This window comes from Thioflexithrix psekupsensis, from assembly GCF_002149925.1.
GTDB lineage: Bacteria > Pseudomonadota > Gammaproteobacteria > Beggiatoales > Beggiatoaceae > Thioflexithrix > Thioflexithrix psekupsensis.
Map to the genome: position 1 here is coordinate 694,085 of NZ_MSLT01000023.1, position 22,057 is coordinate 716,141.

Annotated in this window: 17 protein-coding genes and 1 pseudogene; 12 read left to right on the top strand and 6 right to left on the bottom strand. The window is 39.4% G+C overall.

Annotated elements, in window-relative coordinates; translation table 11 throughout:
• The first annotated feature begins 26 nt into the window (after positions 1–26).
• A complete protein-coding gene (gene mtnA, locus TPSD3_RS15620; RefSeq protein ID WP_086489639.1) occupies positions 27–1,082 on the top strand; it encodes an S-methyl-5-thioribose-1-phosphate isomerase in 1,056 nt (351 codons plus the stop codon).
• 142 nt (positions 1,083–1,224) lie between these two features.
• Here mtnA and TPSD3_RS15625 read toward each other — a convergent pair whose 3' ends face one another.
• Both TPSD3_RS15625 and TPSD3_RS18040 read right to left on the bottom strand, forming a co-directional pair.
• The gene (locus TPSD3_RS15625) at positions 1,225–2,823 is read right to left on the bottom strand and encodes a response regulator (protein ID WP_086489457.1); all 1,599 of its coding nucleotides are present in this window, start codon (positions 2,821–2,823) and stop codon (positions 1,225–1,227) included.
• A 383-nt stretch (positions 2,824–3,206) separates the two neighbouring features.
• Complete coding sequence (locus tag TPSD3_RS18040) at positions 3,207–3,419, bottom strand: DUF2788 domain-containing protein (RefSeq protein ID WP_245391620.1); 213 nt, start codon at positions 3,417–3,419, stop codon at positions 3,207–3,209.
• 282 nt (positions 3,420–3,701) lie between these two features.
• Between TPSD3_RS18040 and TPSD3_RS15635 the strand changes: the two genes are divergently transcribed.
• The 9 genes from TPSD3_RS15635 (at position 3,702) to cbiQ (ending at position 13,419) form a co-directional block, all read left to right on the top strand.
• Positions 3,702–5,807, top strand: a complete 2,106-nt coding sequence (locus TPSD3_RS15635) for a putative bifunctional diguanylate cyclase/phosphodiesterase (RefSeq protein WP_086489458.1) — start codon at positions 3,702–3,704, stop codon at positions 5,805–5,807.
• A 297-nt stretch (positions 5,808–6,104) separates the two neighbouring features.
• Positions 6,105–6,461: a type II toxin-antitoxin system RelE/ParE family toxin gene (locus TPSD3_RS15640; RefSeq protein WP_086489459.1), complete on the top strand. Its 357-nt coding sequence runs from the start codon at positions 6,105–6,107 to the stop codon at positions 6,459–6,461.
• Between the two features lie 57 nt (positions 6,462–6,518).
• The gene (locus tag TPSD3_RS15645) at positions 6,519–6,824 is read left to right on the top strand and encodes a helix-turn-helix domain-containing protein (RefSeq protein WP_086489460.1); all 306 of its coding nucleotides are present in this window, start codon (positions 6,519–6,521) and stop codon (positions 6,822–6,824) included.
• Positions 6,825–6,946: 122 nt separating this feature from the next.
• Positions 6,947–7,162 (top strand): YgaP family membrane protein, encoded by a 216-nt coding sequence (locus TPSD3_RS15650; RefSeq protein ID WP_086489461.1) that lies wholly within the window; start codon positions 6,947–6,949, stop codon positions 7,160–7,162.
• A 169-nt stretch (positions 7,163–7,331) separates the two neighbouring features.
• On the top strand, positions 7,332–8,228 hold the full coding sequence (locus TPSD3_RS15655) for a hypothetical protein (RefSeq protein ID WP_140048582.1): 897 nt from the start codon (positions 7,332–7,334) through the stop codon (positions 8,226–8,228).
• Positions 8,229–8,278: 50 nt separating this feature from the next.
• Complete coding sequence (locus TPSD3_RS15660) at positions 8,279–11,341, top strand: ATP-binding protein (RefSeq protein WP_086489463.1); 3,063 nt, start codon at positions 8,279–8,281, stop codon at positions 11,339–11,341.
• A gap of 34 nt (positions 11,342–11,375) precedes the next feature.
• Positions 11,376–12,230 carry a hypothetical protein gene (locus TPSD3_RS15665; protein ID WP_086489464.1) on the top strand — a complete coding sequence of 285 codons (855 nt, stop codon included), beginning with the start codon at positions 11,376–11,378 and terminating at the stop codon, positions 12,228–12,230.
• A gap of 17 nt (positions 12,231–12,247) precedes the next feature.
• On the top strand, positions 12,248–12,616 hold the full coding sequence (locus TPSD3_RS15670; protein WP_086489465.1) for a hypothetical protein: 369 nt from the start codon (positions 12,248–12,250) through the stop codon (positions 12,614–12,616).
• Positions 12,617–12,660: 44 nt separating this feature from the next.
• Complete coding sequence (cbiQ, locus tag TPSD3_RS15675) at positions 12,661–13,419, top strand: cobalt ECF transporter T component CbiQ (RefSeq protein WP_086489466.1); 759 nt, start codon at positions 12,661–12,663, stop codon at positions 13,417–13,419.
• Positions 13,420–13,459: 40 nt separating this feature from the next.
• Here the strand turns inward: cbiQ and yihA are convergent, their stop codons facing one another.
• The 4 genes from yihA to TPSD3_RS15695 all read right to left on the bottom strand — a co-directional run bounded on the left by yihA (position 13,460) and on the right by TPSD3_RS15695 (position 17,414).
• Positions 13,460–14,113, bottom strand: a complete 654-nt coding sequence (gene yihA / locus TPSD3_RS15680) for a ribosome biogenesis GTP-binding protein YihA/YsxC (RefSeq protein ID WP_086489467.1) — start codon at positions 14,111–14,113, stop codon at positions 13,460–13,462.
• Positions 14,114–14,222: 109 nt separating this feature from the next.
• Positions 14,223–16,496 carry an ATP-dependent Clp protease ATP-binding subunit ClpA gene (clpA, locus tag TPSD3_RS15685; protein WP_086489468.1) on the bottom strand — a complete coding sequence of 758 codons (2,274 nt, stop codon included), beginning with the start codon at positions 16,494–16,496 and terminating at the stop codon, positions 14,223–14,225.
• Between the two features lie 44 nt (positions 16,497–16,540).
• Positions 16,541–16,861 carry an ATP-dependent Clp protease adapter ClpS gene (gene clpS, locus TPSD3_RS15690; protein ID WP_086489469.1) on the bottom strand — a complete coding sequence of 107 codons (321 nt, stop codon included), beginning with the start codon at positions 16,859–16,861 and terminating at the stop codon, positions 16,541–16,543.
• 136 nt (positions 16,862–16,997) lie between these two features.
• Entirely contained in the window at positions 16,998–17,414 is a 417-nt protein-coding gene (locus tag TPSD3_RS15695; protein WP_086489470.1) for a hypothetical protein, read from the bottom strand.
• A gap of 280 nt (positions 17,415–17,694) precedes the next feature.
• Between TPSD3_RS15695 and TPSD3_RS18045 the strand changes: the two are divergent.
• Positions 17,695–19,311, top strand: a pseudogene (locus tag TPSD3_RS18045) (ABC transporter substrate-binding protein).
• Positions 19,312–19,324: 13 nt separating this feature from the next.
• Positions 19,325–21,670 (top strand): methyl-accepting chemotaxis protein, encoded by a 2,346-nt coding sequence (locus TPSD3_RS15710; RefSeq protein ID WP_086489473.1) that lies wholly within the window; start codon positions 19,325–19,327, stop codon positions 21,668–21,670.
• The last annotated feature ends 387 nt before the right edge of the window (positions 21,671–22,057 follow it).

The window sequence follows — 22,057 nt, forward strand, 5'->3', positions numbered from 1 at the left end:
TAACCGTTATTATTCACTTTTTTCTCATGAAACAAACCCATGACAATTTACGTCCCATTCGTTGGGAAAATGACCAACTTTATTTATTGGATCAACGAAAACTGCCTTTTAGCCGCGAGGAATTAGTCCTGCATCATGCGCATGAAGTGGCCGCAGCTATTCGAGACATGGTGGTGCGCGGCGCACCTGCGATTGGTATTGCAGCGGCGTATGGTGCGGTGTTGGCTGTACGTCAAGCCTATACGACGCAAGGACAGCATTGGCGAGAACACATTGAAACTGATTTCGCGCAATTATCCGCTTCGCGCCCAACCGCAGTCAATCTCAATTGGGCCTTGGCACGAATGCGGGAAGCCCTCGCCACCATTCCCCCTAATACCGATCCAGTACCTACCGTTTTACAATTAGCCGATCAGATTCATCATAGAGACATTACAGATAATTATGCGATGGGAGAATTTGGTGCGGATATTTTAGGCGAGGGCGCATGTATTTTAACTCATTGCAATACTGGTTCATTGGCAACAGGCGGTTATGGTACGGCATTGGGTGTGATTCGTACGGCGTATCGGCGCGGGCAAGTCTCTGTTATTTTTGCCGATGAGACGCGCCCTTGGTTACAAGGTTCGCGCCTCACCGCGTGGGAGTTACAGCAAGATGGTATTCCAGTAACCCTATTGCCCGACAGTGCCGCAGGCAGTTTGATGCAACAAAAAAAGATTAATTGGGTCATTGTTGGCGCAGATCGCATTACAGCTAATGGCGATGTGGCGAATAAAATTGGCACTTATTCGTTGGCGGTGTTAGCCAAGTATCACGGTGTGCGTTTTATGGTCGTCGCGCCCAGTTCTACCATTGATTGGCAACGAGATTCAGGCGCAGACATTCCCATTGAACAACGCGCCGCTGAAGAAGTCACCACTTTGGCCGGCCAAACGATTGCGCCAGCGGGAATTGGGGCATGGAATCCTGTTTTTGATGTCACTCCTGTAAACCTGATTGATGCGATTGTGACGGAACGTGGTGCAGTTTTAGAACCCTGTCGCGGTGGATTACGGCAATTATTTCCCCATCAAAATTAAGTGGTTAAATAAAATATTCCGCCACTAAAACCGTTCAGAATTTTTACTCTTCTACCGTCCTCTCCTACAGAAAGGGTAGGGGGCGGTAGAAAAGCTGATGTTCCAGATTATTTTCGTTTAGGTACTGACTTAAAAATAATTTTTAATCTTCCGCTGTTAAAGGATGAAGCGGAAAATGGACAAAAAAGATAGTGCCTTCTCCTTCAGTGGATTTTACGGTCATTGAGCCGCCATGAGCCACCATAATATCGTAACAAAAGGGTAAACCAAACCCTGTCCCTTGTTCACCGGCCGTACCTGTGGTGGAGGTTTTTTCTTCAATGCGAAATAAACGCGGCAATTTTTCTTCCGCAATGCCTATTCCATTATCTTCCACCGCCAAAGCATAAGGCTCTCGATGCGCCAAATAAAACCGCACCCAATTCCCACGATGACAAAATTTAATGGCATTAGATGCTAAATTTTGAATCACCTCACCTAATAAAGATGGATCGGCATAAATTAACACATCTTCTGGCACTTCATTAAGCAATAAAATCCCTTTTTGTTGAGCTAAGAAGTTGAGTTTATGGATATTTTTATCAATTTTTTGCCGTAAATCTAACCAATCACATTCTGGTTTTAATTTACCCGTTTTAATGCGACTGATATTTAATACATCCTCAATCAGATGTACTGAAGATTTACCAATGGTAATTAATCGTTCAACAATATCTTGATGTTCCGTATTTAATGGCGTTTCTTCATCGCTGGCCATATATTCTAAAGCGGAAATCATACCCGATAAAGGCGAGCGTAAATCATGAGCCACTAAAGAAATAAATTTATCTTTTAATGAATTGGCTTTTTCGGCTTGTTCTTTGGCTTCTTGTAAGCGGGAATTTGTCACCGTTAATTCTAAGGTTCTTTTTTCCACTAATTCTTCTAAATGATTGCGGTATTGTTTTAATTCATTTTCGACTTGTTTGCGTTCGGTAATATCTTGTAATGTACCATTAATTTGCACAATACGTTGTAAATCATCGCGGATGGCTTCGCCTTGTTGATGCACAATGCGTTCTCGCCCTAAAGGTTGTATAATGCGGTGATCAATGCTGTAAGGGCGACCGTATTGAACGGCATTATTCCACACTTGTGTGACGGATAATAAATCATGAGGATGAATGGCACGCAAAAAATCTTGCCGATCAAATTCGGTTTCCTCCAATGACAAGCCTAAAATACGAAAAATTTCGCTGGAACATAAAAAACGATCCCGCACCAAATCCCACTCCCAATTGCCAACGCGAGCAAGAGCTTGAGCGTGAGCGAGGCGCGTTTGACTTTTGTTTAAATCCCGCATTGCCCGACTGGCACGTAAAACATAACGAATTCTATGCCCCAATAACGGATAAGTAATTGGTTTTGTGATAAAATCGGTGGCACCTGCTTGGTAGGCTTCATCAATCGAAGCCACGTCATCTAAGCCTGTCACCATGAAAATGGGCGTATGTTCAGCACCGGGAGTATGGCGCATGGTATGACAAACAGTATAACCATCCATGTTCGGCATTAGCACATCAAGCAATACAACATCAGGACGTTGGGCTTGAAACAACGCCAAAGCCGCATCCCCATGACTGGCCTCAATGACTTCAAAGCCCGCTTTGCGCAGCGCGTGACGAATAAGAATCCGCATGATCGCGTCGTCGTCCACAACCAATACCAAAGGCGTTTGCGCTCGTGACGAATTACCATTCATGGTCTTGACTTCATGCGTTAGAAAATGAAAACTAAAAACCTGTCAGATTTGGCAACAAGCTGGTGTTATTCCGACATTTAATAGGGTTATAAACCAAAAAGATTAGGATTCACAAAACCCTTATTTTTTCAAAATTAGAATTAACAGAATATTTGAATTATCAAAATGGATTCTTGCAACTTGTTTATTTTCCGTATATTTTTTATTCTTTCCATTTTGGAAACTCTGAAATTCAGTCAATTCTGATTCGGACAAAAAATGTAAAGTAAAAGTATTAAATGTATGGAATCAATCGAAGGCGATTAGTCAGAAAAAAAGCAGGCAAACTGCGCAAATGCAATAAATAAACCGTCTAATCGCCAGCAAGTTAAAATGAAGAAAAATTAAAGCTCAAGCAGCTCAACAATGACTGTTTTTGCAATAAAGCCAAACATGCCCAAACCTAACGCTAAAAATAACACAAAATAGCCCCATTTTCCTGCTTTTGATTCTTGTCCTAATTTAAAAATAATAAACATCATATAGGCAATTAAGCAAAAAAGACCAATGGTTAAAAAGTACTGTTCATAAACAGCCCAAGTTTTTAAGTCAATCAAGCGAATATCCTCAATAAATGTTGATGTTAAGCCATTATTTTGTCATAAAACAAACCGCGACTTATTCTAATTGAAAATTCGTGCAGATAAAAGAGCAAGGAAAGTCACTTTTATAAAAATAAGCCTTCAAAAACGTATAATAATAAGCCGATGTCACGCAATTTAGCGCAAGCTGTGCAATAATGGACACAAGCCGCATTTTATATGGTCTTTAATCTGGGGAAGATCAGACCATATTGATCGTTTCCTACTGATCGTGTCAAGTAACTACAGTGATTCACCATGACAAAAGAGACTCGCCCTTTACTTACAACTTCTCATTCGTTACTGCCCCGTTATCGACTCACGACGGAATTGAAAAAATTGGCCAGTAAATTAGAAGAATTTGAGCAGGAACGATTAGATTTAGAAGCCGTTTTATTAACCACCACTGAACATGGCGATTTAATTGAAACCGCATTATTTAATGAATTGCGCCAATTCCGTTTACGATTAGAACAATTAGAACAGGAGCATAAAGGTTTAGAACGAGAAAAAACAGATTTAGAAATTGCTTTAGAAACCGTGACAGAAACCACAGATTTATTTCAAAAAGATTTATTAAAAACCCGCCATATTTTAGAACAAGAAGTCAATAAACGCACAGAAGAATTAGCCTTGCAAAATCAACGTTTGCAAGCCGAAATTCAAGAGCGAAAACGCATTGAAGCCGATTTACAATTAGCCGCGAGCGTATTCAGAACCAGTCGGGAAGGCATTGTGATCATGGATGCCGAGCGGCGCGTGATCAGTGTCAACCCTGCGTTTACGGATTTAACAGGCTATGTAGAAGCAGAAATGTTAGGCACAGATTTAAGCCGACTACAATCAGGACAACACAGCCAAACTTTTTTCCACAATTTATGGGAAGCGGTGCATTTTGTAGGCTATTGGAGCGGTGAAGTGTGGCACCGTCGTAAAACAGAAGAAGCATTTCCCACATGGTTCAGTCTTACAGTAATTCATGACGATCAGGGTAATATTGTCAATTACATTGGCATTTTAACCGACAATACCTATCAAAAACGCTCCGAAGAACGGGCTTATTATTTCGCGCATTATGATGCCTTGACCAATTTACCCAATCGCAATTTATTTCAAGATCGTTTAGAGCAAGCGATTAAACGCGCCATTCGAGAAAATCATCACTTGTCTTTATTGGTGATTGACTTGGATAGTTTTAAAGATATTAACGAAGTTTTTGGGCATCAAGTGGGTGATCAATTATTAAAAGAAATTGGTCAACGTTTAGTCAAATGTTTGCAGGAAAAAGATGAATTAATTGCACGTTTAGGCAGTGATGAATTCGTGATTGTTTTCGACGAATTACCCGCAGACGAACGTTTAGTACAAATCACATTAGATAAAGCCGATAATGTACTAATGGCAATTCAACGTCCGTTACAATTATTAGATCAAGAATTATCAGTGAGTGCTTGTGGTGGGCTTGCTTTTTATCCCAGAGATGGGCAAAATTTAGTAGAATTATTAAGGCGTGCCAATGCAAATTTATATGAGGCCAAGCGGCAAGGTTATAATAATTATCATTACTTTGCAGGCCCAATGAATGCGCAAACGAAAAAACGTTTAACATTACAACATCATTTACGTTATGCTTTAGAGCGAGAAGAATTATTTTTACTATATCAACCCCAAGTCGATATTCACAGTCGAAAAATTGCGGGAGTTGAGGCCTTATTGCGTTGGCAACATCCTGAATTTGGATTAATTTCTCCCAGCGAATTTATTCCGATTGTGGAGGATATTGGCTTAATCGTTCCTGTGGGCGAATGGGTGTTGTCTTCAGCCACTCGCCAAGCGCAACGTTGGCTGGCACAAGGGTTGTCGCCCGTGCGCATGGCGGTGAATTTATCGATGCGACAATTTAACGATCCTTTATTATTACAGCGAGTGCATCGGGCTTTGCTAGAAGCGCAATTAGCTCCTCATTATTTAGAATTAGAAATTACCGAAAGTTTAGCCATGCAAGATGCAGAAAAAACGGTCACAACATTACGCCAATTAAAACAATTAGGAGTCTTTTTAGCATTAGATGATTTTGGCACGGGTTATTCTTCACTGAGTTATCTCAGCCAATTCCCTTTAGATGTGTTAAAAATAGACGCGGCTTTTATTGGCAAAATTCAAACGCCTAACGGAGCTAATTTAGTTTCTGCCATTACCACTTTAGCCCGCAGTTTGCGCATGGATGTTATTGCTGAAGGTGTGGAAACCAAAGCGCAATTAAATTGTCTGCAACGTTATGCCTGCGATTATGTTCAAGGATTTTATTTTTATAAACCGATGCCTGCCCATGAATTAACGGTTTTATTGCAGCAGCAGTGTTGAGGGTGAGTTAATGACTAAGGAACTTTGATTTAAGTTCTAACTTGAAAAAGTGTATCAAAAATGATACACTATATACCTATAGCTTTAGCGAATATAGCAAGATGATGTGATTTATAAAACCTTTATTTTGTCAGAATCAGAATTTACAGAATTAAAAAATTTTCAAAATTTATTCTTGCAAGTCGTTTATTTTAAACAGATTTTTTATTCTTTAATTCTGAAAATCCTAAAATTCTGTAAATTCTGATTCTGACAGAAAAATTTTATGAATGACTTAATTTTGGTATAGGAAGTTTTGTGAATCACGAAAAAGTGTTGTATGCCGTTTTTGCTTGCTCACAAACCAATAACGAACCCGTCAAAGATTGGCTTAAAGAACTTTCTCTCAATGAAAGAAAAATCATTGGTTTCAAAATAAAAGAAGTTGAATATGGATGGCCAGTGGGAATGCCTCTCACTAAATCGCTAGGAAATGGACTTTGGGAAGTGAGAGTTAATTTAGGAGAGACAGAAAAAATTGCTAGAATCATTTTCGGAATTGATGGAAATCGAATGGTGCTGCTGCATGGCTTTATTAAGAAAACACAGAAAACGCCTAAAGAGGATTTAAATATTGCGAGCAAACGCTGGAAATCTTATAAAAGCGTTTCATGAGACGGGAGCTAAAATAATTTAGCGATTACTACCCCAAACGGGAAATTGAAACATATTATGACTACAGATAATGAGTTTTATACCGCAGGTTCTCGCTTTGATGATTTTCTTTTAGAGGAAGGCATTCTACATGAAGCAGAGACCTTTGCTATGAAAAAAGTTATTGCTTTTCAAATAGAGAAAGCAATGAAAGAACGAAACCTGTCAAAAACAGAAATGGCGAAGCGAATGCGCACCAGCAGAGCTGCTGTGGATCGCCTTATCGATCCAACGTCAACTTCTGTGACTTTTGCTACTATTGCTAAAGCTGCCACCGCGCTTGGAATGCACTTTACTTTCACATTAACTCCGTCCTCTCATTAACATGTTTTTCTCACTTTAAAAGTGCTGGCTAAATTTTTTCCCTAAAGTTCAATAACGGATGAAGGAGCTTTCATTTAATCAATCTGTTTGCGGACAGATTTTATTTTTATTAGGAGTATACAATGACTGTTGAACGTATTGTGTTTATCGTAGCGGGATTTATGGTGTTATTTTCATTGACCATGAGTCAGTTACACCATCCTTACTGGTTGGGATTAACGGCATTTGTGGGTTTTAATCTGTTTCAAACGGGTTTTACCCAATGGTGTCCATTAGCGGTGATTTTGAAAAAATTAGGCGTTCCCACCGAATCTTCTTGCGCGCCCAGCACAAAGTAACTCAATACAGCCAATAATAAAACCCCCAAGCCTTTGCTTGGGGGTTTTTATTTGCAAATCCCCGCTTTTTTAAAGCATGAATGATGGCAAAATGATCCCATTCAGTATATGCTTTGATTAAGTTGAATGCTTTTATTGATTCTTATTTTAAAGCCCTGTTTTAATCCCAATGATGCAACGATTAATGACTTTTTTATTTTGGTTTAGTTTACTATTGGCTTTTTTATTTGGTGGTATTAAGGCCATTTTAGATCGAGGAACAGATTATTTTTTACGCGATATACAACAACAATTGCAAAATCAACAAATTCATTTACAAGTAGAAAAATTAGGCTTTTCCTTACCTTCTTATTTTACTTTAAAACAAGTACAATTAGAAAATAATTATCATTGGCCATTGTCGATTGAACAGATCAACATTGGTTCTTTGCTTGAAATTTTTAATATAAAAAAACTACCACAGAACTTAAATATTAATTTACAAAATAGCCGCTTAAAAATTCCCGAACAACACGTCACTGCACCTTTTATTATAAAGGCATTAGGTTATGACGCATATTTTATTTCTCCAGCCGAATTAAAACAATTCACTGCCACATCCCATATCCAAGGCGATCTGCATTTACAATTAAAGGCAAAAGAACAACAATTAACTCTCACCGCGCAATTTAACAGTCAAGATTGGGGACAATGGCAATTACACATAAAATTAGAGCAAGTGGCTGATTTACCAAATTGGTCTAAAGAGACTTTGATGCAGGCGCAATTGGCTTATTTGCAAATGGATTATCAAGATAATGGATGGGTCAATCGCTGGTTAAGTTTTGTGGCGCATCGACAAGGGATATTATTGTCTGAATTAAAATCCCAATTCATACAACAATTGCAAAATGATTTGACGCGCAGTGCAGCACCTGCTTTTATTTTTAATGCGTTACAAGATTTTATTCAGCAAACCGATCAATTAACGATAAAATTACAGCCACCCATTCCACTGTCATTACAACAAATTTCTCAAATCGATCCCAATGTTATGGCACAACAATTGGGATTTTCTATACAGTAATTTATCTGTAATAATAACGAAGATAAAAACCGCCAAATGAGGATAAATCTATGAATTGGTCTATTAAAAATCATTTAATTGCCATGGGCATACTTATTATTTTAGTATTAACAAGCCTATTCATTACCTCATTATTAACCAGTCGTGAAGTCAATCGTGCAGCGGCCGCACAAGATCATGTTTTTCATCTGAATCAACAGCGTGATGAACAATTGCGTTTAACCGAAATTTTACAGGTCAGTCACGCCCAATATGTGCGTTTAATACAAGAAATTTTAACCAGTGAAAATGCCGATATTATGAATAGCCAATATTGGCGAGAAATGGAATTTGAATTAAAAAATCAACAAAACACATTAAAGCAACTCAATGCACTTATTTTTGAGCCTCAAAGCAAAAATCTATTTCAGACGCTTCATACTCTGCAAACCCAATTGACCGTGTTAAGTCAACAAGAATTGGCGCACTTGGCACATACCCGTCCTCATTATCAAACAGAAACTGCTCGTTTATTTGAATTATTGGATCGAAAAATAATAGGGGAAGTGAATTATATTGGCACTGTACTGTCCCAATTAGAAGCTGAATTATTAAAGCGAAAACGCCTTTCTATACAACATGAAACCGATCCCAAAAATAAATTACATGCCAGCGAGGAATTATTGCAAGATTTTCGTCGTTTATATGTGCAATTTACCTTCATTAATACCACAGTTCTATTAGCTGCTTCGCAAAATCAAATTCATCAGGAACAATTAGAACAATTATTATTGGATATGCGCGATTTACAAATGTGGTTAATATTATTGCCCACTTTACAATTAATGGACAGTGAATTAAATAAATTTCGCCTGTTATTAAAGCACACAGAAACATTATCACAATTGATGGAAGAACAATTACCCGATTTGAAAATAAAAGCTGATCACACCAGAAAAGAATTAATTGAACAAACCCAAAATTTAGGGCAAAAATTTCATCAATTAAATAACCAATTTACGGTAAAATTGGGAAATTTTTCTCAGTTTATTCATTCCGCCGCCACAGAGTCAGAACAGGCCTTAAATCTTTCTCGTAACGCATTAAAAGAAAGTATGCAAGAGTCTTTATTTTTTAATCTATTAATTTCCTTATTGGGTGCGCTTTTAACAGTTACTTTTTTTGTTTTACTTAGCCGATCATTAATACAACGTTTATCAATAACTTTAGACTGCGTCAATGCCGTAGAAGCAGGTAATTTTCAAGTTCAATTACGCAATATAAAACAAGATGAAATTGGTTTATTACAACAAGGCATTAACTTGATGGCCAGCAGCTTAAAACGACGCGAAGAACAATTGCGAGAAAGTGAAGCCCGTTTGCAAATCATTTTAGATAATGCACCTTTAATTATTTTCTTAAAAGAATTACAAGGCAGATATTGTTTTATTAACAAGACGTATGAAACTGTTTTTAACCTCAATCGCAAAATCGATTTAGGAAAAACTGATTTTGAATTATTTCCTCATGAAGACGCAATTGTTCGTCGTCAATACGATTTAAAAGCGATTCGAGAACAAAAAGCCATTGAATTTGAAGAAACCATTGAAATTAAGGCGCAAAAAAACTATTATTTGTCCTTACGCTTTCCGCTTTATGACACATTGGGATTACCTTATGCCATTTGCGGCATTTCAACGGATATTACCACCCGTAAACAAAGCGAATTCGCCTTGCAAGAAGCCAAAGAAGCCGCCGAATTAGCCAACCGCGCTAAAAGCACTTTTTTAGCCAATATGAGCCATGAATTAAGAACACCTTTAAATGGCATTTTAGGTTACGCACAAATTCTCATGCGAGATCGCAATTTATCACCCGCACAGCGCGAAGGAATTGGGGTGATTATGCGCAGTGGCGATTATTTATTAAATTTGATTAATGATATTTTAGATTTATCAAAAATTGAAGCAGAACGAATTGAGCTTTATATTAAGCCTTTTCATCTTCATGCTTTTATGAATAGTATTTGTGAACTTTTTACCATTCGGGCGGAACAAAAAGGTATTAAATTTCAATTTATCCCTTTATCTCCTCTGCCCAGTGGTGTTATGGGGGATGAAAAACGGTTACGACAAATTCTTATTAATTTGCTCAGTAATGCGGTTAAATTTACTCAAGTGGGTTATGTTTATTTTAGCGTGGATTATCGAGATTCTTTATTTCACTTTGAAATTAAAGATACAGGAATTGGCATTGCCGAAACAGAATTAGAGACTATCTTTCAACCATTCCAACAAGTTGGCGATCAACAATACCGCAGTGAAGGTACAGGATTAGGTTTGGCTATTACCAAACGTTTAATTGAATTAATGGATGGTCAATTACGTGTAAACAGCGAGCTGCATAAAGGCACTTTATTCTCTGCCACATTAAGTTTACCTGTCATTGGGTTATTAGAAGAACCTTTAGTGCAAAATGCGCAACAAGATATTATTGGTTATCAAGGGGAAAGAAAGAGAGTATTAATTGTTGATGATCAACGCGAAAATCGCATGATTTTACAAGATTTATTAACGCCTTTAGGCTTTGAAGTGTATCAAGCCAGCGACGGTCAACAAGGGGTTGATGTGGCATTAGAAAAATGCCCTGATTTAATTTTAACCGATTTGGTGATGCCTAAAAAACATGGTTTAACATTAGTGCGTGATTTGCGCGCCACAAAAGAATTGGCAAACACACCGATTATTGCCATTTCTGCTAATGTATTTGAACATCACCAAGCCCAAAGTTTGCAAGCAGGTTGCAATGCGTTTTTAGCCAAACCTATTCAATTAGAAACGTTGTTTAATTTGCTACAAGATTTACTGCAATTAGAATGGATTTATGATAAAACTTTAACTGATATAGAGCGTGATAATGTTAAAGACTTTACAGGTCCTACCCTCAAACAAGCACAATCTTTATTCGAGCTGTGTATGTGTGGTGATATTGGCGGATTATTAGAGGTTTCAGAACAGTTTTTAGCTGAAAATCCTGCATTATTTCTTTTTAATAAAAGATTGAGCCAATTGGCGCATCAATTCGCTGAAGATGAAATAATTGCATTGTTAGAAAAATATTTAGATCACCATTAAACGCAGTTGTGATATTAAAACGGGAATATTATTTATGGTAAAAATACTTTTTATTGCAGTCGTAATGACCTTGTTATCTGCTTGCACCGCACCGACTAAAAGTCTGCGTCCTATTGCAGAGCAAAATCAAGAAAATTTGGTGGCATTATCCACAAATGTGCGCACCGTATTGGCTTTATATGAACCTTTATTGCAAGCCACCACAGAATCTATTTTATATCAGCATATTGGTAAAATAGAACAGGAAATGATTGCTGTAGTGGGACCTGCTATTTTACCAGTATCTGAAGAGGCAACGTGGGAGGTTTTATTCGATCAAGCCGCAATGAGTCCATTGGCGCATCGAGATAAATATTTAGAACGCTATCGTTTGGCAAAATCTGCTTATGAACGTGGTTTAGAAGCCGATGATTTGGAGCGTTTAAAACGCCAAGAAGGCTGGATTTATAGCGCGGCTACTCGTCCCGATTTTACGCCTGTTACTGCGCATAACTTATTGAAACAACTGCAAGAATTGCGACAACAAGCTGGACAAGACAGCGCACTGTTCTTTAAACAAGCCTATCATCTCTTGGCTTTATACGATCCTAAAATTGCGGTCTATCAAGAAATTAGTGATTCTGCGCATCAATTATTAGATGGTTTAAAACAAGAATTGCAAGATCAATTAAATACAGCTCATTTGCACGCTCAATCAATTGGTCATTTTGCCAATAGTGAAGCGGATATTCAGCAAGTTATTAAAGCCACCGCGGGTGGTATGGACAGCACCCAATTAATGCAGGTATTGGATGCGTTAAGTCAGAAATATCTTAATCAACCCACAATGCGCGATGCGGCTGTGGAATTTTTAACGGATAATTTGAAAAAATATCTCAAGAAACCTTAAATCAAGAGAATCTTCCCATGGCTATTACCGATACACAAATTAGACGTTTTGAAGAAGCAATGAAAAAACATGGGCCTGAGTGGGACCCTGACTGGGCAATTACGCGGCAATTGCTGCAATTGGTCGCCACCGAAGCCAAAGAATTGCTGAGTTTACAAGCCCAATTGGATGCAATGACCTACGCCCACACGGCCAGCACTGCGAATTTGGTAGGCACGATACAGCGCAGTTTGGGGGCTGGCGTGACCCGCAGCCGTTATTCTGCCGCTGACACGCAAACCGCCATTGCCAACCTTGAAGCCGCGGTTAAAGCCGCCGCCAGCGGCCAGCAGGTTGCCAGTTATGCGGGTAATGTGTTGAAATTTGCCGCTAAATTAATTCTTTAAATCGGTAGAGGTATGAATAGTACAGCAGTTGCACAAAAGCCATCATGTCTATTCATTCACTTCCTCTCCGCGGCGATTCTTTGGTTCATGCCCTAGACCCTAGGATTCGTTTTATTCTGACTTTAGCGTTTGCATTATGGTTAGTTTTGCAGCAACAAGGGTTAGCGTTATTAACGGGTTTATTATTGGGAATGGGCTTTGTTGCTTTAGCACAATTACCTTATTATTGGATATTAATTCGGTTATTGCCCATTAATTTATTCATGGTGTTATTATTCCTTATTTTACCTGTTACTTTATCAGGAAATACGGTTATAACATTAGGGCATTTAACCTTATCTGATACTGGATTTATTTACGCCAGCCATATTTTTCTCCGTGCCAATGCCATGATGTTGACCATGGTGGCATTAATTGGCACGTTGGATTTAATTACTTTAGGCCATGCTTTAGCCCATTTAAAAGTACCCACTAAACTGATTCATTTGCTGTTATTTACCGTGCGCTATTTATCGGTGCTATATGCCACGTGGCAACAATTGGCTTTAGCCATGAAAGTGCGCGGCTTTATTCCCCGCGCCAATTGGCACACGTATCGCAGTATGGGCTATTTATTAGGCATGTTATTGGTGCGCAGCTTTTTGCGGGCGCAACGAGTAGAATGGGCGATGAAATGTCGCGGCTATCACGGACAATTTTATTTATTAAGCCATTTTTATTTAAAATTATCGGATGCCGTTTTTTTGCTTATTTTTTCTGTGATTTTGCTGACATTGTCTGTTTATTTTGCATGGCTACAATAGAAATCCATTAGGATTTTTTTAGACAAATATCACCTATTTTTCAATGTTCACCATCTGTTGAAGGTTTCTCTTCTGTTAATGGCATTTCAATGATGGGATGCGCAGCAAACCATTCATCTAATTGCGCTCGCGCTTCATCAATTCCCATTCGTTTTAATGCCGAAAATAATTGTACGGATAAATGCGGCGATAAGGTATTTAAATAAGCCCGCACTTTATGCAAAGTGGCACTGGCTTGATTATGACTTAATTTATCCGATTTAGTCAGTAGAATATGCACAGGCATTGCACATTGTTGACTCCATATTAACATCTGGCGATCAAATTCCATTAAAGGATGGCGAATGTCCATCATTAACATTAAGCCTTTTAAACTTTGGCGATTATTTAAATAGCGTTGTAACGTATTTTGCCAATGTTTCTTAATGTCTAAAGGCACTTTAGCATAACCATAACCGGGCAAATCAACCAAATATTGCCGCTCGGCAATTTTAAAAAACACAATTTGTTGCGTGCGGCCGGGCGTTTTGCTGGTGCGCGCCAAACGACTTTGATCCACAATCGCATTAATCGCACTGGATTTGCCCGCATTAGAACGCCCAGCAAATGCCACTTCAACGCCTATATCATCAGGCAATTGTTTTAAGGTATGCGCGCTGCATATAAATTCAGCTTTTCGATAACGGTGATTCATTAGAACTTAATTAGAACCCAATAAAAAAATGCAATAAAAAAAATTCCCCACTGTTTTATTAGAAAATAAAAAACAGCAGGGGATAAAATAACTTAACGTCATTTAAAAATTAAGCCATTGAATCAGCAACCGGTTGGGGCGCGCTTTCATATTCTAAAACCAAATCGTTATTTTCTTCGCGCACATAAACCCGACCGCCTTTTTCCAATTTACCGAATAATACTTCTTCGGCTAATGGTTTCTTAATTTTCTCTTGAATTAAACGTGCCATGGGACGTGCGCCCATTAGGGGATCATAACCGTGCCGTGCCAACCATGCGCGTGCGCCTTCATTCACTTCTAAATTAACTTGTTTCTCTTCCAATTGGGTTTCCAATTCGATAATGAATTTATCCACCACGTGAGAAATGGTTTCAGCAGATAGGGCGCGGAATTGAACTACCGCATCCAGACGATTGCGAAATTCAGGGCTAAACACCCGTTTCACGGCTTCCATGCCGTCGCTGCTGTGATCTTGGGGGCTAAAACCGATTGAAGTACGGCTTAACTGTTCTGCGCCGGCGTTCGTCGTCATCACGATGATCACATTGCGAAAATCGGTCTTACGTCCGTTCGTATCCGTCAACGTGCCGTGATCCATGACTTGTAACAATAAGTTGTAAACGTCGGGATGGGCTTTTTCAATTTCGTCTAAAAGTAACACGGCATGAGGCTGTTTATTGATCGCTTCGGTCAACAACCCCCCCTGATCAAACCCCACATAACCGGGCGGCGCACCGATCAAACGTGATACTGTGTGCCGTTCCATGTATTCTGACATGTCAAAACGGATGAGTTCAATCCCTAAAATCCGCGCCAATTGTCGCGTGACTTCAGTTTTACCGACTCCCGTCGGCCCAGCAAACAAGAATGAGCCAATCGGTTTTTCCACATTGCCCAAACCAGAACGCGACATTTTGATGGCCGCAGACAACACTTCAATCGCGGGGTCTTGACCATAGACCACCATTTTTAAATCGCGTTCCAAATTGCGCAATGTGTCTTTATCAGACATACTGACGTTTTTTGGAGGGATACGGGCGATTTTTGCAACAATGGCTTCTATATCACTGACTGCAATCACTTTTTTACGTTTAGAAGGAATTTGTAAGCGTTGATATGCGCCGGCTTCATCGATCACATCAATGGCTTTGTCGGGTAAATGGCGATCATTGATGTATCGCCCTGCCAATTCAGCCGCAGCGCGTAAGGCTTGGCGGGCATATTTCACATCGTGATGTTCTTCAAAACGGGATTTTAAGCCGTATAAAATTTGGATGGTGTCTTCAACCGAAGGTTCACTGACATCGATTTTTTGGAAACGTCGAGACAAAGCGCGATCTTTTTCAAAAATCCCGCGATACTCTTGATAAGTGGTTGAACCAATACATTTTAATTCGCCCGAAGCCAATACGGGTTTAATTAAATTCGACGCATCCATTGCGCCACCCGAAGCCGCGCCCGCGCCGATAATCGTGTGAATTTCGTCGATAAATAAAATCGCACCGGGTTCTTTACGCAATTGGCTTAGAATAGATTTTAGGCGTTTCTCAAAATCGCCACGATATTTTGTTCCTGCCAATAACGCGCCCATATCGAGAGAATAAATGGTGCTTTCAGCTAAAGGTTCGGGGACTTTTTTATCCACAATTAACTTGGCCAATCCCTCTGCAATAGCCGTTTTTCCAACGCCGGCTTCCCCAACAAATAAGGGATTATTTTTACGGCGACGGCAGAGGATTTGCAATGTGCGTTCAATCTCATTTTGACGGCCAATTAAGGGGTCAATTTTGCCCATCATGGCTTGTTCATTGAGATTAATCGTATAGGCCTCTAGGGGATTTTTACTATTTGTGGGTTCCGTGTTTTGTTCTTCGTCGGTGGGCATGGATAAATCGGGCGTGTCATTATCCACTTTAGAAATGCCGTGAGAAATATAATTAACCACATCTAAACGCGCTACATTTTGCCGATCTAAATAAAATACGGCTTGTGATTCACGCTCGCCAAAAATCGCCACCAATACGTTGGCACCAGTGACTTCTTTTTTACCCGATGACTGCACGTGAAAGACGGCACGTTGCAGTACACGCTGAAAACCCAATGTAGGCTGTGTATCTCGATCATCGCGTTTACCGAGTTTAGGCGTACTCTCTTCGAGAAAATGGGTTAATTCTCTACGCAATACGTTAATGTCTACGCCGCACGCCCGCAAAACCTGCAAGGCCGACGCATTGTCAAGCAAGGCCAATAAGAGGTGTTCTACGGTCATAAATTCATGCCGTTTTTGTCTGGCACTTTGGAAGGCGGCATTGAGCGTGATTTCGAGTTCTTTACTGAGCATACATTAAAACCTCTTGATTGAATGCTTGAATCATTGTCGGTGGTTTAGGCTTTTTCCATTGTACACAACAGAGGATGTTGGTTTTCTCGTGCATAATTATTAACTTGTGCCACTTTGGTTTCTGCGATTTCACGGGTGTAAGTGCCGCAAACGCCCTTGCCTTCAACATGGACTTGCAACATGACCCGCACCGCCATTGCCTTCTCCATGCCAAAAAAACGCTGCAAAACATGCGTTACAAAATCCATCGGCGTGTAGTCATCATTCAAGAGGATAACTTTGTACAACGGCGGTCGTTCTAATTTGGGTTTTGATTCTTGTACCACTGCACCGGTCTGGTGATCAGCGTCTGGTAAATGTGCCATAAAGTTTATGTGTTTTAAGAAAAGTCGATAATGTCAAAAGAGAACTAAGGCATTAAAAGCATGTCAGTTGATAGCAGATTAGCTTGATTTTAAGCACTTGGCAATGTTGTTTTGAGCGGGTGTGAAAATTTTTAAATCAAGACCATCGCGGCCACCACCGTTGCCATTTGCTGGGGGTGGTTGTGGGTAATTCCAAGCGTTCTGGCGGTAATTGGGTAAATATCCATTGTGGCAATATTTTTTCGCCGCTGCTGCCGCAAGAAGCCCCTAAATGATTGGGATGAAACACTTTAACTAGGCTTGGAAGTTGTACTGAATTAGCATAGACAATACCACAATAATCATAAGGGTGATTTTTTCGTAAAAATTCATTTAACTCTGTGAGTATTTGTTGCAATTCATTTGGTGTTAATGGGGTTTGTGGTAAGGGCTGATAAGGTTGATAAAGATACCAGGCTTGAGATTGAATCTGCATGGTTTGCCACAATTCATCTAATTGCGACCAGTTCAATATGCCTTGAAATGATCCCCAAAATTGTTCAGTAAAAGTCATGTGGCTGCTCCTTTGTGATCTTGATTAAAAAAGCGTTTTTCATAAAAATTTTTTTGAAAAATAAGCTATTTTTTTCTCTAAGTCAATGGAAAAAGGAACAGAATAAAGCAAGTCTGTCATTGAGACTGATTTTAGCGTGAAAAAATAAACTTGATCTAAAATTAGAATCGCTTATGCTTATGATCACGTCGTTTTATTTCCATCAAATGTTGTATTGTGGAGTGTTGATTTTATGATAGCTCGTTTGGCCTATTTGTTGTTTTTTTTGACTCCGTGGGGGATGGCTGGTGAAATTCAGCCTTTATCCTTCCGTCCTGACGACAGTGAGCAGCGTGCGGCACCGGCGTTGGTTCCGGGATCGCATTTAAAAATCTACCTGCCCAGTCTCCCTTATCTTTACGTTTCTCACGCCATTAATGGCGCATTTTTTCGTCCCGCAAATAATGAGCGCGGTTGGACGCATGATTTAGCGGTTTCTCATGAGAAAATAAGCGATACAATTTACGAATTCAAGTTAAGAGAAAAGGTGCAGTTTCAAGATGGCACGCCGTTTAATGCAGATGTGGTGTTGCTGAATATGGATTATTTTAAAAAAGACCCTTTTATTTACAGTAAAATGCACGAAATTTTTGATTATGCCGAAAAAATAGATGATTATACGGTGCGGTTTCATTTAAAACAAAAATATGGTGTTTTTTTAAATGATTTAGTATGGGTGCAATTTTATACGCCTGCTTATTTACAAAAATATGGTTGGAATGGTAAAGCCACTTGTCCTAATTTAGCCGAGCCGGGGCCGTATGGAATTGGCCCTTATATTTTGACAGAAGGTTATATTGAAGGCGACCGCAAAACGGCTAAAGCGGAATTAGTGGCTAATCGCCATTATTGGGATAAAAATTATCCTAAAATAGAACGCATCACGGTTTATACAGAATTAAACTCAGAAGACGCTTTGAATAAAGTATTGTATTAAGAGAATGAATTGGATTTGACTCCCATTGCTTTTGAGCAAAAAACGCAGACTTTATTATCGCCTCATGCCAAATTAATTATTTCTCCTTCCACAGACAGTTATGCGATTCATATTAATATGCGCACGGGAAATCCTAAATTATTGGATAAAAAAGTGCGATTGGCTTTAAATCAAGCCTTACATCAGGAAAATTTATTGCATTTTGTTTATGAAGGTGAAGGTAATTTAGCGTCTACTGCGGTATCTCCGCGCTTTCCCGGTGTTGCCGCCGTGCAAAAAGATTTGCCGCCTTATTCCACAATTGCTGATCCTTATGAACCGCAAAAAGAAGCTGAATTAAAAGCGATTTTAGATGGTTTAACTTTAAATGTTTTAACGCAAGAGCGTTTTTTATTTCTGTGGCGGGGCATTGAGTATCAATTGCAAAAAGTGGGGGTGACTTTGAATTTAAATGTCACGACCAATGAAACCACCATTTTTACTCAATTGTTATCGACGAATTCCTTACAAAATACTATTCCTTGGGATTTATTAATTTGGGGAAATGATGATTGGTTTTTCTTTCATCCGTGGACAGGTATTTTTGTTTATCGCACGCATAATGTGTGGAGTACCGCAGAACCCGATCCAATAATGGATAATTATATCGAAGAATTATTTACGGTATCTGTTGATGAAACGGCTTATCATGAAGTGTTAAAGAAAATTATGACGCGGGCTTATGAACAGGCTTATATGTTAGCCGTGCCGACAACCAATAAAGTTTTTGCGGTTAATAAAGAAGTTATTTTTACACCCTACCAAATGGCTTCAATTCCGCTGTGGGAAATGGCTTTAACGCCTGAACATCCATCTATCCGAAAGGGAGCTTATCCAGAACGGTTAATGCAACCTGTCGATATTATTTATAAAAACTTCTAAAGTGAGCTTAACAATGAGAAATAGCCGCGTTGCGTATAGATTTTTATATTTATCCTTAGCTTCTATTTTAGCTTTGGTGATATTGGGCTTATATGGTTTGCATAATGTACAATCCACATTTGTTTGGGTGGGAGAGGCTTATGTGACGGCGCAAAAAATGGAGCAAGTCTCTGATCAAATCGGTGAGCCTTTACAAGAATTGCGACAATTATCTTTGCTATTAGTCACCACTCCTGATGCCAAAGGACGAGAAACGGTGTCCCAGTCTATTCAAGAGCGCGTAAAAAATTTAGATCAGGCATTAAAAGATTTTGGAATGGGACGCGAACAAGATGAGTTTTATCAACAACTTTATGCCTTGTGGTTAAATTATAAACAGTTGGTTAATTACACCCATGATCGAGTGCTTGCGGGTTATCGAGAAGCGGCTTTTATCAACGTCAGTGGCGCAGAACAAGCGCAATTTGAACGCTTATCTAAACAATTTGCCCAATGGCGAGCATTAAATGTAAAAAATGCTGAATTGGTTTATCAATCTGCCCATGCTAATTATCAAAATACTTTAGCCACTGCATTGGGATTTATTTTGTTGGTGGCTGTTGGTTTAAGTCTTTTTGCTTTGTATATTGCAAAGCCATTGGTTAATTCGTTAAATTTTATTGTGAATTTAGCCAATCAAATCGCTAATGGTAATTTAAAAAATACCATTCCCACCGATCAAAGTCACAGCGAAGTCAATTTATTACTCACTGCATTTTCTAGCATGCAAACGCAATTGCGCCAACGCATTGAAAATGATAAACGCATTTCTGAAGAAGCCTTACGTATTAACAGCGCATTGGATAATGTGAGTACTGCGGTTATTATTGCCGATAATCAGTCTAATTTAATTTATGTGAATCGCGCCGCACAGTTGTTATTTTCAGAAGAAGAAGCGCGGATTCATCAAGACCCTTATTTTCAAAAATTTAGCGGTCGCAATATGTTAGGAAAAACGATTGATATTTTCTATAAAGACCCCGCTAAACAACGCGAATTAGAAGAGAAACTCACCAAGAGTCATCGCTTTAATTTGACGATGGGAACTTTGGTATTAGATGCCACTATTACGCCTGTAGTGAATGCACAAAGTGAGCGTTTAGGCACAGTTGGCGAATTTAAAAATATCACTGAGCAAGTGGGCATTGAACACGAAATTAATAGCGTGGTGCATTCAGCCTCACAAGGTGATTTTGTGCAGCGAATTGCGTTGAATAATAAAGATGATTTTTTCCGCACGGTGAGCGAAGGATTAAATCAAATTATTGAGTTTAATCAAAATGCGGTTAAAGATACGATGCGCATGTTTTCGGCATTATCTCAGGGTGATTTAACACAGCAAATTACAGGCGAATATCGCGGCGCATTTGAGCAGTTAAAAAATGATGCAAATAATACGGTTTTGCGCTTAACCGAGGCGATGGATTCCATTCGACAAGGCGCGCACGCGGTGAATCAAATTGCCGAGCAAATTGCCTCTAGCAGCGTCAGCCTAAGTCAGCGCACCGAACAGCAAGCCGCTGCGTTGGAAGAAACCGCAGCCAGTATGGAGCAAATGACCAGCACCGTGCAGCAAAATTCGGATAATACCCGTCAAGCTACGCAATTGGCTCTCAAAGCCCGTGAACACGCTGAACAAGGCGGTGAAGTGGTCAATAATGCCGTTCATGCCATGAATGCGATTAGTGAAAGCAGTCGGCAAATTACGGATATTATTAGTGTTATTGATGAAATTGCTTTTCAAACCAATTTGTTGGCTTTAAATGCCGCGGTAGAAGCGGCTCGCGCTGGAGAACAAGGACGCGGTTTTGCGGTCGTTGCCAGTGAAGTACGCAATTTAGCCCAACGTAGTGCGGCCGCAGCTAAGGAAATCAAGCAGTTAATTCGCAATAGTGTGGAAAAAGTCGGCGATGGCACGCGCTTAGTCAATCAATCGGGCGATATGTTGACCCAAATCATGTTGTCAGTGAAAAAAGTCAGTGACATTATTGCCGATATTTCTTCTGCTGGACAAGAACAATCCAGCGGCATTCATCAAGTCAATAAAGCCATTTCACAAATGGACGAAATGACGCAACAAAATGCCGCTTTAGTACAGGCTTTAACTGCATTAAGCGAATCCATGAATCACCAAGCTAAAATGCTCGGTGAACAAGTGGCTTTTTTCAAATTAATGAACACGGTTAAAGGACATTCTGATAAAGCTGAAAATAAATCGGTTATTATCCCCTCTAAATCTCCATCGACTATCAAGAAATCTTCTCCGAAAAAAGAAATAGTAAAGCCACAAGATGATGATAGCGATTGGCAAGATTTTTAAATGCTTTTTTGTTTGAATCAGAATAGACTGAAAATAAATCATTAATTTTGTCAATTCTGATTCTGACAAACTGCCGTCTGTAAATGAGAAAAAATTAAGCTAAAACCTACAAAAAATGACCGAAAAAAAAAGGCGGATACACAAGGTATCCACCTAAAATGGTAGTTCGCTGGAAAATCCAGCCTATCAACTACCCCCACATGATCGGTTTTATCGGTTCGCGTTGTCGTCTGCTGTCATCGGACAACCGCCGCTTTACTCGGCTGTCTTACACTCGTCATATTGTTCTATTTTTTGAACGGTGTCTTTATTGAGTACTGCATTAGCCTGTTGATGTTTATTATAAAGCAATTGACGTGCCATGTTGAAAAGTGACAACAAATTTGA